This is a genomic window from Microbacterium sp. B24 (assembly GCF_000333415.1).
Lineage (GTDB): Bacteria > Actinomycetota > Actinomycetes > Actinomycetales > Microbacteriaceae > Microbacterium.
In genome coordinates this window covers 1-12,871 of the sequence record NZ_BADB01000495.1, presented here as the reverse complement: position 1 = coordinate 12,871, position 12,871 = coordinate 1, and the positions used below count along the sequence as shown (strand labels likewise).

Genomic DNA, 12,871 nt, shown 5'->3' with positions numbered 1-12,871 from the left:
GCGCTTCGGGGCGCGATCTGGCGGTGCTCGCCGCGGCGGCATCCGACGCCGCCGCCGCCAACGCGCTGCTGGAGCGCGTGGGGCTGGAAGCCGTCCGCGCGCGGGTCGAGCAGATCGGTCTCGTGAAGACCGCGCTCATCGACGGTTTCCGAGACGAGCGCGGGCCCGATGACGCACCGCACGTCGGTCTCGCGTCGACGGGGGAGCTGGTCACGCTGTTCGCGGGGCTCGTCAACGCTCAGGTCGTCTCCCCGGCGGTGAGCGCGCAGGTGTCGGAGTGGCTCAGCCTCAACCAGGATCTGGCGCTCGTCGCGGCGAGCACCGCGCTGGACCCCTTCGCGCACGACGACGACCGCCACGGTCTGCTCTTCGTCAACAAGACCGGTCGCGGCGACGGCATCCGCGCCGAGGCCGGAGTGATCGCGGGCCCGCGCGCCGGTGCCGCCTACGCCCTCATCGTGTGCTTCGACGACCTGTCGGTCGCGCACCGGCTGCGCGCGCACGAGGCCTTCCGCGCCCTCGGGCTGGACCTCATGGAGTACGTGTACTGACGCCCGCTCGGCAGACGTCAGAAGACGATCGTGTGGTTGCCGTGACGGATGACGCGGTCCTGCGCGTGCCACAGCACCGCGCGGGAGAGAACCTGACGCTCGACGTCGGCGCCGCGCCGGGCGAGCTCGGCGGATGACTCGGCATGGGTGACCCGCACGGTGTCCTGCTCGATGATGGGACCCTCGTCGAGGTCGCCCGTCACGTAGTGCGAGGTCGCGCCGATGAGCTTCACGCCGCGCTCCTTGGCCTTCTTGTAGGGCTCGGCGCCGATGAAGGCGGGCAGGAACGAGTGGTGGATGTTGATCACGGGCACGCCGAGGCGTTCGAGGAACTCGGGCGAGAGGATCTGCATGTAGCGCGCCAGCACGACGAAGTCGACGTTGCCGACGAGCAGCTTCAGGATCTCTTCCTCCGACGCCGATTTGTCGGGACCCGCGACCGAGGGCACGTGGAAGAACGGCACGCCGAAGCTGCGGACGTCTTCGGCCGTCGTGGTGTGGTTCGAGATGACCATCGGGATGGTGACCGGCAGGTCGCCGCGTCGGTGGCGCCACAGCAGGTCGAGGAGGCAATGGTCCTGCTTCGACGCGAGGATCGCCATGCGCTTGGGCACCGACTGATCGGTCAGCGACCATTCCAGATCGAAGTCGGCCAGGGTCTGAGCGATGTCCGCCTCGATCGCCGGACGCTCGAGAGCGAAGTCGGGGCGATGGAAGACGACCCGCTGGAAGTACGCGCCGCCGCGATGATCGTCGGAGAACTGGTCGAAGGCGACGATGTTGCCGCCGATGCGGGTGATCATCGCCGACACGGCTGCGACGATGCCGGGCTTGTCGCTGCCGTGCACGATGAGGCAGGCGTGGTCGGCGGGAAGGTGGGGATCGTGCACGGGAGCCATGGATCGATTCTGCCGGATCGGCGCGACTCACCCGCGCAGGTGGCGCACACGCCCGTCGACCACGGTGGCGTTGACGGACAGCGCCGGGACGTCCTCCGGTGCGCACTGCGTCGGATCGGCGGCGAGAACCGTGAGGTCGGCGCGCATGCCCACCGCCAGCCGGCCCTCGTCGGCCGTGCGCCCAGAGGCGGCGGCGGCGCCGGTCGTGTACCCGGCCAGCGCCTGCGCGGCCGACAACGCTTCGGCCGCGCCGACTGGTTCACCGTCGCCGTGTCGGCGCGTCTGCGCCTCGGCGATGATCTCCCGCGGGTCGAACGGTGCGATCGGCCAATCCGAGCCCAATGCAAGCATCACGCCGCGATCGGCGAGGGCGCGGGTGCGCCACGACTGCCCCGCCCGCGCCCGACCCACGCGCGCGCTCCAGTTGTCGCGGCCGTCAGCGCGGATGAACCGCGTGCAGTGAGTGGGCTGCATACTCGCGATCGCGCCGCTGCCTGCGACGGTGTCGACGATGTCGTCGCCGGTCAGCTCCAGGTGCTCGATCCGGTGCAGCGAGCCGGGGTACGCGGCACGCGCGGCGGCGATGGATGCCGCAGCGTGGCGCACCGCGGCATCCCCGATCGCGTGGGTCGCCGTGGGGACCCTGGCCGCCGCGAAGCGCGTGATCGCCGCGGCGTAGTGTGACGGCGACGGCCAGGTGCTGCGCACCGACTGTCCGTGGCAGTCGGCGTGGGTGAGCCACGCCGTGCCGTTGTCGATCGTCCCGTCGAGGAAGAACTTGACGCCGTGCAGCCGCCAGAGCCTGCCACCCGATCCGGTGGCGCCGATGAGCGCGTCCCAGTCCTGCTCCGTCGTCGCCGGGTCGACCCACGGATGGATCCGCAGGCGCAGCGGCATCCGGTCCGCCTCTTCGACCGCCGCGTAGAGGGCTGCGGGGTCGCCCTCGAAGTCCATGACGTGCGCGCCGGTCAAACCCGCCGCGGCCATGCGCTCCAGGTGGTCGGCGAGGCGCTCGGCCACCTCGGCCAGCGGTTCGACCGGCACGAGCCGCTCGACCAGGTCGATCGCCTCGTGCTCCTGCAGCACCCCGGTCGGAGTGCCCGCGGCATCCACCGCGACGCCCGCGCCCGAGGGGAACGTGCGCGGACCGTCGACGCCCGCCTGGGCGAGCGCCGCGGAGCTGGCGAGCGCGGAGTGGGCGTCGAACATCCGCAGCAGCACGAGGGCGCCGTCGACAGCGGAGCCCAGAGAGGCGGCGGTGATCGAGGCGCCCTCCCACACGTCGTGGGAGAGCCCCCAACCGAGCACCCAGGCACCCGGCGCGGCCTCGTGGCAGGCGTGCGTCAGGATCGTCCGGAGCTCGCCGAGGGTGCGGACACCCTGCAGGTCGAGCCCGCGCGATACCCGCGCACCGAGAACGGGGTGCGCGTGGCTGTCGACGAGGCCGGGGAGGACGACGCCGGGTAGATGCACGGTGCGTGTCCCCCGGCCGGCCCACCCCGACGTGTCACGTCGATCACCGATCGCGACGATCCGCCCGTCAGCGACGGCCAGAGCTTCGCCGGTCGTGCCATGGAGCGCGTCGGCGATGACGACGAGGTCGGCCGCGGTCACTGCTCCGGACCGCCGATGCCCGCGTAGGCGGCCGGTCGAACGCGTCGCAGCACCTCGGCGAGCACGGTTCCGACGAGGAACGCCACCGGGATGACACCAATGATGACCGCGTTGGTCGTGTCGTCGGCGCCGGTCAGGACGCCGATGTTGACGACGATGAGCACGAGGAAGACGAGCATCAGCACGCCGCCGGCGATGCCCGCGGGCACCGCGTACCAGGGCCGGTCGGCGCGGCCGGCGCGGCGGACGAAGAAGACGACGACGGATGCCGCGGCCAGGATTTGCAGCACGACGACGCCGACGACGCCCGGGGTGTTGACCCAGATCAGCAACTGGCGGTAAGGGTCGGCACCCGCGAGGGCGAAGCCACCGACGATGATCGCGGCGAGGACCGACTGCGCGAGGCCGGCGACCCAGGGCGTGCCGTTGCGCGGACGGGTGCGGCCGAGCGCGGCGGGCAGTACGCCGTCGCGGGCGAGGGCGTACGTGTACCGGTTGATCGAGTTGTGGAAGGCGAGCAGCGCGGCGAAGACACTCGTGACGATCAGCAGCAGGAAGACGCTCGTCGCAACCTGGCCGAGCCGGCTGCCCGCGGTGGCGAACAGGAATGTCTCGACGCCGTTCTCGCCGATGAAGGCCTGCACGGCGCTCTCGCCGTACGCCTGGACGAGCAGCCACGTCAGCACGAAGTAGAACAGTGTCATGGCGGCGACCGCGATGTAGGTCGCGCGGGGGATCGTGCGGTGGGGGGTGCGCGCCTCTGCCCGGTACAGCACCGTCGATTCGAAGCCGATGAAGGCGGCGAAGGCGAGACCGAGCACCACGGCGAACTGCGGCGTGAAGACGTTGACGGGGGCGAAGACGCCCGTGCCGAAGCCCTCGGGGCTGCCCCCCGTGACGAGGATCGCGACCCCGAGCACCGCGAGTGCGATGGTCTCGGCGACCAGCAGCACGCCCAGCACGCGCGCTCCGATGTCGATGCCGGTGAAGCCCATCGCCCAGACGCCGATCAGCGCGACGCCGGCGAGGACGGGCCACGGCACGTCGATGCCGAAGATCGTGGCGAGCATCGCCTTGGCGTTCACGGCGAAAAGGCCGTAGATGCCGATCTGCATGGCGTTGTAGGAGACGAGGGCGAGGATGCCGGCGCCGAGGCCCATGTGCTTGCCGAGGGCGGCGGCGATGTAGGTGTAGAAGCCGCCGGTGCGGGAGATGCGGTTGGTCATCGCCATGAAACCGACGGCGAAGATCGCCAGCGCGATGCCGACGACGAGGTAGGCCGTGGGGGCTGCGGGGCCGGCGATGAGGATGGCGAGCGGGACGGTTCCTGCGATGACCGTCAGCGGCGCGGCGGCCGAGACGACGAGGAACGTGATGCCCCTCGCACCGAGGGAGTTCTTCTTCAGGGTGCCGATGGCACCGGACGGTTCCGCTGTCGCGGAGGGTGTGGGCGTCGCCGTTGACATGTGTCCTCCAAAGGGTGAGTCTTCCCCGGTCGATGCGCCGGGTTTATCTAACGGTGTTAGGCAGTATGTCTCTCGTATGCGTCGCCGACAAGTACGCTGTGTAACTGTCTTGTTTCGGGAGGTGCGTGTGGGCAGACCGTCGGTGGCGCGGCTCTCGATCGAGGGCATCGTCGACGAGGCGCTCGCGCTCATCGACAGCGGCGACACCTTTTCGATGCGTGCCCTCGGCAAACGGCTCGGCGTCGCCGCGCCCTCGCTCTACTACCACGTGGGCGGACTCGACCACCTCGTCGACCTCATCCGCGACCGCATGGTGCGGGACTTCCCGCCGCCCGCGCCGGATGACGGGCGGCCCTGGCGCGAGGAGCTGGAGGCGATCCTCCGTTCGATGCGCGCGGGCTACGCCGCCCACCCGCGACTGGTCGCCCTGCTCGTCGGCACTCCGATCACCTCCGAGATGGTGCTTGGCATTTACGAGCGGATGGCGGCGTCGCTGGACGCCGCTGGCTTCGCCCCGCACGCCGTCTCGGTCTACCTCGAAGCGCTCGACAGCTTCGCCTTGGGCATCGCGCTCGAACGCGCCGCCCCGTCTGAGGTGTGGCGGACGTCTCCCGCGACGGGCGCGCTCGCCGCGGCGAGCAGCGCGTGGACGGATGCCGACGCGCGCCTGGACGCGGCCTTCGAGATGGGCCTGCAGGCCCTGCTCGACGCGATCGATCGCGCCTCGCGCGCCTGACGCCCCGGCATCCGGTCCTGCGGCTCACGCGCGGCGGGCGCCCTCGCCGAGCGTCTCGAGCTTCGCCCAGGCGAGGTCGGGGTGGATGCGCCCGCCCAGTCCGCAGTCGGTGGAGGCGATGACGCGGTCGGCACCGACGATGTCGGTGAAGCGGCGGATGCGCTGCGCGACCAGCTCGGGGTGCTCGACGACGTTCGTCGCGTGGCTGACCACCCCCGGCACGAGAACGAGGTCGTCGGGGACGTCGGCGTCGGCCCACGCGCCGAACTCGTGCTCGTGACGGACGTTGCCCGCCTCGAACGAGATCGCCCCGACGTTCGCCTGCAGCACGACCGGCAGGATGTGGCGCAGTTCGATGTCCGTGGTGTGGGGGCCGTGCCACGACCCCCAGCACACGTGCAGACGAATCTGTTCCCGGGGAAGCCCCGCGATCGCGTGATTGATCGCCTCGATGCGGATCTTCGTGAAGGCCTGATAGTCCGCGATCGAGGGCTCGGGACTGATCTGGTCGAAGTTCTCGGCGAGGGAGGGGTCATCCAACTGCAGGATGAGCCCGGCGTCGACGATGGCGCGGTACTCCTCGCGGAGGGCATCGGCCCACGCGAAGATGTGCTCCTCGTCGGTGGCGTAGTAGTCGTTGCGCACGCGCGCCGCGGATCCCGGCGCGATCGCGGTGAGGAAGCCTCGCTCACCCGGTCGCAGCGCCGCGGTGAGATGGCGGATGTCGGCGGCCACGGCATCCTGACCTCGGTACGCGAGCGGTCCGGTCGTCGTGGGGAACGCCGTCGCGGTGCGACCCGCTTCGACCGCCTCCGCATAGACGGCGGGGAACCGCTGACGGTCACGGCGGTCGAGGAAGCTGGTGAGGCGGATCTCCCCCGGCGCGGAGCGCACCGGGGGCTCGTTGAAGGCGTTGATCTCGGTGAGCGAGAGACCGCTCACCCGCTGGAAGGAGTACGACCACCAGGCGCCGTAGTCGACGGCGTTGGACATCGCCTTCCCGAACTCGCCGTCGCCGACGAGAGTGATCCCCGCGGCCCGCTGGCGCTCCACGACGTCGGCGACGGCCCGCGCGGTGAGCGCCTCGAAGGCGGCCGTCGACTGCAGCGTGAAGCCGTCGTCGTCGAGGGTTCGCGCGGCGTTCGCCTCGATCAGCGCGGCCGTGCGCGGGAGGCTGCCGGAGGTGGTGGTGGCGACGGACATGGTTCTCCTCCTGAAGACGATGGCCCGCGATGCGGGCGAGTGTCAGAAGGCTCTTGCAGCGGCGACGGTCGCGGGCTGCTCAAGGCGGAGGCTTCCGGTTTTCGAGCCGTCGTCAGGATAGAGCGACAACCGTCTGCTGCGCACGCGTGTGACATCGGGTGACGCGGCGCGGATGGGCGGGGATGCCGCCGTCAGCGCACGCCGCGCATGAGCGTCAGCACGGGGCGCACGAACAGCAGCAGGAGCACGCCGACACCGATCGCGATGAGGCCCAGCACGCAGAAGTAGGGCACTTCGTTCTCGGGGTCGTAGAGCGTCGCGAGCTGACCGGCGATCGCGGTGCCGAGGGCGACCGACAGGAAGAACAGTGCCACCATCTGGGTGTGGAAGGCTTCCGGCGCGAGCTTCGTGGTCACCGACAGTCCCACCGGCGACAGCAGCAGCTCGGCGACGGTGAACACGAAGAGGATGCCGATGATCGCCCACAGCGGGGTGGAGTTCTCGCCGCCGCCGGCGAACGGGAGGAACAGCAGGAACGCCGCCCCCATGACGATCGCGGCGACACCGAACTTGACCGGAGTCGCGGGCTGGCGCGCGCCGAGCTTCGTCCACACCGCGGCGAACACGCCCGAGAGCACGATGATGAAGATCGGGTTGATGGAGTTGACCCACGACACCGGCATCTCCCAGCCGAACAGGTCGCGGTTCAGCCGCTTGTCGGAGTAGACCGTCAGCACCGTGAACTGCTGCTGGTAGAGCGACCAGAACGCCACCGACGTCAGAAACAGTGGCACGAAGCCCCAGACGCGGCTGCGCTCCTCGGCATCCACCCGACGACTCGACAGGATGACCGCGAAGTAGGCGAGCGCCGCCGCGATCACGACCACGATGACGATGAGAGCCAGGTTGTCGGCGCGGATGACGCCGACGAGCACCAGCACGACGATCAGCACGATGCCCGCCGCAGCGATCCCCGCCATGAGCGGGTAGCGCTCGCGCGGCAGGGGGTTCGGCACCGCGCGCGCCGCGGCCGGCAGTTGCCGGCGGCCGAACGAGTACTGCACGAGGCCCAGCGCCATGCCGACGGCGGCCAGCCCGAAGCCCCAGTGGAAGCCCAGCGTCGACTGCAGCACACCGGTCAGCAGCGGTCCGGCGAAGGCGCCGAGGTTGATGCCGAGGTAGAACAGCGAGAAGCCGCCGTCGCGCCGCGTGTCGTCGGGGCCGTAGAGCGTGCCGACGACGCTGGTGGCGGTGGCCTTGAGCCCTCCCGAGCCGATCGCGACGAGCACGAGCCCGACGCCGACGCCGACGAATCCGGGCAGCACCGCCAGCGCGATGTGCCCCGCCATGATGACGATCGCGCTGCCGAACAGCACGCGCTCCGCGCCGAGGAGCCGGTCGGCGATCCAGGCGCCGAGGATCGTGGAGAGGTACACGGCACCGCCATACGCGCCGACGATGCCGGCGGCCACCCCCTCCTCGACGCCGAGTCCACCGTCGCTCACGGAGTAGTACAGATAGATCAGCAGGATGCCCTGCATGCCGTAGAAGCTGAACCGCTCCCACATCTCCACCCCGAACACGTGCGCGAGGGCCCACGGCTGGCCGAAGAAGCGGGCGTCGCGGTCTCCGGAGGGAGCCGCGGGTGCGGGGCTGGCGGGCGGGACGACGGTCATGGTGCGAGGTTAGTGGTCCGGCGGCAGCGCGGGGTGGTGCTCGTCGGCGGGGCGCAGCGGGATGAAGGCGGCGACCGTGAGGGCGACCACCGCAGCGAGCAGCCCCAGCCAGAACGACACCTGGAAGGCCGATGCCGTGGGGAGGGGGCGTCCGTCCTGCACGCTCGACATGCTCGCGAGCACGGCGCCGACCACCGCAGCGGCCGAACTCGTTCCGAGCGAGCGGAAGAGGGCGTTCAGGCCGTTGGAGGCGCCGGTCTCGCTCTGCGGGACCGAGCGCATGATCAGCATGGGCATGGCCGCGTAGCCGAACCCGATCCCGACACCGATGAGGAGGTTCGCGATGAGGATGTGCCAGACGGCGGAGGCGAACAGGAGGCTGAAGCCGTAGGCGGCGATCAGGGCGATCGCACCGAGGATCAGCAGGCGCCGCGGGCCGACGGTGCTCGCAAGGCGCCCCGAGAATGGCGAGAGCACCATCATCACCAGTCCGGAGGGCATGATCACCAGGCTGGCCGCCAGCAGCGTGAGCCCGAAGCCGGTCGGCGCCGGAAGCTCCAGCAGCTGCGGGTAGGAGACGTTGGACGAGAAGAGGGAGAAGCCCATCGCGACCGACGCGATGTTGGTGAGCAGCACGGGGCGTCGCGCGGCGACCCGGAGATCCAGCAGAGGCTCGGCGATGCGCAGCTCGTACCAGCCCCACACCAGCAGCACCGCCAGCCCGCCGAGACCGCAGCCGAGCGTCGCCGCCGACCCCCATCCCCAGGCGTCACCGCGCGAGATCGCCAGCAGGATGCCGAGAAGCCCCAGCGCCAGCCCGAGCGCGCCCGCATAGTCGAAGCGGCCCGCGGTACGAAGGACGCTGACCGGAACGACGAGAAGGACGAGCACGAACACCACGGCGCCGAGGGCCGCGGCCGTCCAGAACAGCGCGTGCCAGTCCGCGTTCTCGGTGACGAGCGCGCTGATCGGCAGTCCCAGCGCGCCGCCCACGCCGAGCGTCGCACTGATGAGGGCGATGGCGGGATCGACGCGGTCTTCGTGGAGCACGTCCCGCAGGATGGAGATGCCGAGGGGGATGACGCCGGTCACCGCGCCCTGCAGCGCACGTCCGACGATCAGCCCGATCAGTCCGGTCGACACCGCCGCGATCACGGAGCCGATCACGAGCGTCGCCAGCAGCACCAGGACGATGCGCCGCTTGCCGTACATGTCGCCCAGCCGCCCCGCGATGGGAGTGATGACGGCGGCCGCGAGCAGCGTCGCGGTGACCACCCACGCCGTGTCGTCGCGGTTCGCGTGCAGCAGGTCCGGCAGACGCGTCTGAATCGGGACGACGAGCGTGAACATGAACGACGAAGCGAGCCCCGCCAGCGCCAGCACGGCGACGATGGCGCCTTGCGGCGGCATCCGGGTCAATCGTCGTCGGGCATCGTCGTCAGTGGGCATCGTTTCAGGCTATCGCCCGGGTGACGCGGCGGCTCCGGCGTAGGGTGACCGCATGGTGGATCTCGACAGCCGGACCCCCGACGGGATCCGCATCCGACCGCTGCGCACGATGGAGCAGGTCACGGCGGCATCCGCCGTGCTCAGCGAGGTGTGGGGCGGTGACCGCACGGGCATGCCCGCCAACCTCCTGCGGGCACTCGCGCACGTCGGCAACTACGCCGTCGGGCTGTATGCCGAGGACCCCGCGCGCGGGGCCGAGCCGGAGCGCATGATCGGCGCCTCCGTCGGCTTCTTCTCCGCGCCCGACGACCGCTCGCTGCACTCGCACATCACCGGCATCGTCGACGACCGGCGCGGCCAGGGTCTCGGGCGGCTGCTGAAACACCACCAGCGCGAGTGGGCGCTGGCGCGCGGCGTCCACCGGATCACGTGGACCTTCGACCCCCTCGTCGCCCGCAACGCGTCGTTCAACCTCCGCGTACTCGGCGCGCGGGTGGAGGAGTACTACGTGGATCACTACAGCGCGATGGATGACGGGGTCAACCGCGGAGACGAGACGGACCGCATCTTCGCCGTCTGGGACCTCGACGCACCGTCCGCGCCGCCGCGCGAGCAGGACATCGTCACCACCGTCGAGGTGCCGACCGACATCGAACGGCTGCGACGCGAGGCGCCCGGTGAGGCGCTGGACTGGCGGTACCGCGTGCGTGAAGCCATCCTCGGGCTGACCCAGGACGGCTTCGCGGTGGGCGGGTTCGACGAGCGCGGCTATCTCTTCGTGCGCTCCGGGGCCACGTCGTGAGCGGGGGCGGGGCCGTTCCCGACGACTGGACGCCGCACCGGCGCGACGACGGAGAGCGGCTGGGGTGGATCCGCCCCGACGGAGCCGCGTGGACGGCGATCGACGTGCTGGGGCGGGTGGTCGCGGCATCCGTCGAGTGGCTGGATGCCGAGGACGCGCTCGAACGGCGCGGCCTCGCCTTCCTCGCCGAGCCCTGGATGCTCGAGCGCGGCGCGGAGCAGCCGGTTCGCGTCCGGCTCGTCGAGGTGACGCCGGCGCGGATCCTCGTGAAGGTCGAGGACTACGGCGACATGAGCAGGCCGCACGAGCCGATCGTGCTGCCGTGGCCGTTGCCCCCGCAGCTGCGACCGCCCCGGCCGGGCGACCCGGACGGGTTCACCCTGTCGCGCTGACGCCGCCCTTGCGGGAAAAATTGTGCACAATTCAATTGTGTGCAATGCTTCTCTCATGCCCGCTCCCGCCACGCTCGACGAGTTCGTCTGCTTCGCGATGTACACCGCCTCGCATGCCACGACGCAGGCCTACCGCGAGGTGCTCAAGCCGTGGAAGCTGACGTATCCGCAGTACCTGGCGATGGTCGTCCTGGCGACGGGCGGGCGCACCGTGAGCGGTCTCGGCGAGGAACTGGGCCTCGACTCCGGCACCCTGTCGCCGCTGCTGCGCCGGCTGGAGGAGCGCGGTCTCGTGAGTCGTCGCCGTGACGCCGACGACGAGCGGGTCGTTCGCGTCGAGCTCACGGCCGCCGGCCGAAACACGCACGCCGAGGTCGTCGCGGCCGCGGGGTGCCTCGTGCCGGCCTTCGTCGACAGCGGTCGCGGGCTCGGTGAGCTGCTCGAACAGCTCGCCGCCATCACGGCCAACATGCGCGCGGTCGCCTCCGATCTGCGCACCGCTGCCTGACCGATGGTCGCCGGCGCGACTCTCTGACCTCCACGAAAGGAACACCCATGGAAACCCTCTACACCGCTGAAGCCCTCGCGACCGGTGGCGGCCGCAACGGACACGTTCGCACGACCGACGGCATCCTCGACTTCGACGTGCGCGTCCCCAAGGAGATGGGCGGCGCCGGTGAGGCGCCGAACCCCGAGCTGCTGTTCGCCGCCGGGTACGCCGCCTGCTTCCACAGCGCGCTGCAGAGCGTGGCCCGCGCGCAGAAGGTGAGCATCGAGGGCTCGAGCGTCGGCTCGCGCGTCGGCATCGGCCCGAACGGCCAGGGCGGCTTCCAGCTCGCCGTCGAGCTCGAGGTCAACATCCCCGAGATCGACCTCGCCGTCGCGCAGCAGCTCGCCGACGCCGCCCACCAGGTGTGCCCGTATTCGAACGCCACCCGCGGCAACATCGAGGTCAGCGTCACCGTCGTCGACGACTGATTTCGCGAACACGCGTCATAGCGCACGGCATTCGTCATCTCTTGAGTGAAGACCTCGAGAGGACGGATGCCGTGCGCACTTTCATCACCGCCATCACCGAAGCCCTGCTGCCGCGGGCGCCGCGCCGCAGCACTTACGTCGCCCCGCGCTTCGCGGCGCTGCGGGCGCACCGCTGAGGGGACCCACGGCGCACATCGGCCCGGTGCGCGCGCGGCGCGCGGCGTAGCCTGAGCGCATGCCGATCGCCCGCCCCGCCGCACCCGTGCGCCTCGACGCGATCGAGCTTCGCGTGCTCCATCTGCCGCTCGTCTCGCCGTTCGCGACCTCCTTCGGCACCGAGACCGTGCGGGAGGTCATCGTGGTGCGCGTTCGCACCGCCGACGGCGACGGGTGGGGAGAGATCGTCACCCAGCAGTCCCCCCTCTACTCCAGCGAATACACGCAGGGCGCGTGGGACGTCGCCCAGCGCTTCCTCGCGCCCGCGCTTCTGGATGCCGCGGCGCACGCTCTCGCGCCCGAAGAGGTGGCGGGCGTGCTCGAGCCGTTCGTCGGGCACCGCATGGTCAAGGCGGGGCTCGAACTCGCCGTCCTCGATGCGGCCCTGCGTGCCGAGTCGCGCGCGTTGGGGGAGTACCTCGGCGCGGTGGTCGATCGGATACCCAGCGGTGTCTCGGTCGGGATCCAACGCGATCCGTCGGCCCTCGTCGACGCCGTCGGCGGCTACCTCGACGAGGGTTACGTGCGCATCAAGATCAAGATCAAGCCCGGTCGCGACATCGCCGACACCGCGGCGGTGCGCGACGCGTTCGGGGCGATTGCGTTGCAGGTTGATGCGAACTCGGCCTACACGCTCGCGGACGCCGACACCCTCGCCGAGCTCGACCGCTTCGGCCTCCTGCTGATCGAGCAGCCGTTGCAGGAGGACGACATCGTCGACCATGCACGGCTCGCCGCGCGACTTCGCACGCCCGTCTGCCTCGACGAGTCGATCGTGTCTGCCAAGGCGGCGCGCGATGCGCTCGCTCTGCGGGCCGCCGCGATCATCAACATCAAGGGGGGCCGCGTCGGGGGCTACCTCGAAGCGGTCCGCATCCACGATCTGTGC

General features: G+C 70.7%; 13 protein-coding genes. 7 read left to right on the top strand and 6 right to left on the bottom strand.

Going from position 1 to position 12,871, the window contains the following annotated elements; all coding sequences use genetic code 11:
- The coding region (locus I5I_RS14375; protein WP_036321280.1) for a serine hydrolase at positions 1–551 on the top strand (551 nt) is incomplete at its 5' end.
- Between the two features lie 17 nt (positions 552–568).
- Here I5I_RS14375 and purU read toward each other — a convergent pair.
- Genes purU through I5I_RS14360 form a run of 3 tightly spaced genes read right to left on the bottom strand, consistent with a single transcriptional unit; the run spans position 569 to position 4,530 of the window.
- A complete protein-coding gene (gene purU, locus I5I_RS14370) occupies positions 569–1,450 on the bottom strand; it encodes a formyltetrahydrofolate deformylase (RefSeq protein WP_036321278.1) in 882 nt (293 codons plus the stop codon).
- A 27-nt stretch (positions 1,451–1,477) separates the two neighbouring features.
- A complete protein-coding gene (locus I5I_RS14365) occupies positions 1,478–3,064 on the bottom strand; it encodes an amidohydrolase (RefSeq protein WP_036321276.1) in 1,587 nt (528 codons plus the stop codon).
- Complete coding sequence (locus I5I_RS14360) at positions 3,061–4,530, bottom strand: APC family permease (RefSeq protein WP_036321274.1); 1,470 nt, start codon at positions 4,528–4,530, stop codon at positions 3,061–3,063. The genes I5I_RS14365 and I5I_RS14360 overlap by 4 nt, the downstream gene beginning before the upstream one ends.
- 127 nt (positions 4,531–4,657) lie before the next feature.
- Here I5I_RS14360 and I5I_RS14355 point away from each other — a divergent pair, with 127 nt between their 5' ends.
- On the top strand, positions 4,658–5,266 hold the full coding sequence (locus I5I_RS14355; protein WP_036321272.1) for a TetR/AcrR family transcriptional regulator C-terminal domain-containing protein: 609 nt from the start codon (positions 4,658–4,660) through the stop codon (positions 5,264–5,266).
- A gap of 24 nt (positions 5,267–5,290) precedes the next feature.
- On the opposite strand, the gene I5I_RS14350 is transcribed toward I5I_RS14355, so the two are convergent.
- The 3 genes from I5I_RS14350 to I5I_RS14340 form a co-directional block, all read right to left on the bottom strand.
- Positions 5,291–6,469 carry a cobalamin-independent methionine synthase II family protein gene (locus I5I_RS14350; protein WP_036321270.1) on the bottom strand — a complete coding sequence of 393 codons (1,179 nt, stop codon included), beginning with the start codon at positions 6,467–6,469 and terminating at the stop codon, positions 5,291–5,293.
- Between the two features lie 191 nt (positions 6,470–6,660).
- On the bottom strand, positions 6,661–8,145 hold the full coding sequence (locus tag I5I_RS14345; RefSeq protein WP_036321268.1) for a peptide MFS transporter: 1,485 nt from the start codon (positions 8,143–8,145) through the stop codon (positions 6,661–6,663).
- A gap of 9 nt (positions 8,146–8,154) precedes the next feature.
- On the bottom strand, positions 8,155–9,555 hold the full coding sequence (locus I5I_RS14340; protein ID WP_036321266.1) for an MFS transporter: 1,401 nt from the start codon (positions 9,553–9,555) through the stop codon (positions 8,155–8,157).
- A gap of 91 nt (positions 9,556–9,646) precedes the next feature.
- Here I5I_RS14340 and I5I_RS14335 point away from each other — a divergent pair, with 91 nt between their 5' ends.
- The 5 genes from I5I_RS14335 to menC form a co-directional block, all read left to right on the top strand.
- On the top strand, positions 9,647–10,396 hold the full coding sequence (locus I5I_RS14335; protein WP_036321264.1) for a hypothetical protein: 750 nt from the start codon (positions 9,647–9,649) through the stop codon (positions 10,394–10,396).
- Entirely contained in the window at positions 10,393–10,788 is a 396-nt protein-coding gene (locus I5I_RS14330; RefSeq protein ID WP_036321262.1) for a hypothetical protein, read from the top strand. Before I5I_RS14335 ends, I5I_RS14330 begins: the two co-directional genes overlap by 4 nt.
- A 55-nt stretch (positions 10,789–10,843) precedes the next feature.
- Positions 10,844–11,296 carry a MarR family winged helix-turn-helix transcriptional regulator gene (locus I5I_RS14325; RefSeq protein ID WP_036321260.1) on the top strand — a complete coding sequence of 151 codons (453 nt, stop codon included), beginning with the start codon at positions 10,844–10,846 and terminating at the stop codon, positions 11,294–11,296.
- 47 nt (positions 11,297–11,343) lie between these two features.
- A complete protein-coding gene (locus I5I_RS14320) occupies positions 11,344–11,766 on the top strand; it encodes an organic hydroperoxide resistance protein (RefSeq protein ID WP_036321258.1) in 423 nt (140 codons plus the stop codon).
- Positions 11,767–12,001: 235 nt separating this feature from the next.
- Positions 12,002–12,871 (top strand): o-succinylbenzoate synthase (gene menC, locus I5I_RS14315; RefSeq protein WP_036321256.1); only part of this gene is annotated, 870 nt, incomplete at its 3' end.

What these genes read in the sequence shown, in the direction of transcription:
- I5I_RS14350 (WP_036321270.1), bottom strand. Translation starts at nt 6,469, where the DNA reads ATGTCCGTCGCCACCACCACCTCCGGCAGCCTCCCGCGCACGGCCGCG.
- I5I_RS14335 (WP_036321264.1), top strand. Translation starts at nt 9,647, where the DNA reads ATGGTGGATCTCGACAGCCGGACCCCCGACGGGATCCGCATCCGACCG.
- I5I_RS14345 (WP_036321268.1), bottom strand. Translation starts at nt 8,145, where the DNA reads ATGACCGTCGTCCCGCCCGCCAGCCCCGCACCCGCGGCTCCCTCCGGA.
- I5I_RS14360 (WP_036321274.1), bottom strand. Translation starts at nt 4,530, where the DNA reads ATGTCAACGGCGACGCCCACACCCTCCGCGACAGCGGAACCGTCCGGT.
- I5I_RS14325 (WP_036321260.1), top strand. Translation starts at nt 10,844, where the DNA reads ATGCCCGCTCCCGCCACGCTCGACGAGTTCGTCTGCTTCGCGATGTAC.
- purU (WP_036321278.1), bottom strand. Translation starts at nt 1,450, where the DNA reads ATGGCTCCCGTGCACGATCCCCACCTTCCCGCCGACCACGCCTGCCTC.
- I5I_RS14320 (WP_036321258.1), top strand. Translation starts at nt 11,344, where the DNA reads ATGGAAACCCTCTACACCGCTGAAGCCCTCGCGACCGGTGGCGGCCGC.
- I5I_RS14340 (WP_036321266.1), bottom strand. Translation starts at nt 9,555, where the DNA reads ATGCCGCCGCAAGGCGCCATCGTCGCCGTGCTGGCGCTGGCGGGGCTC.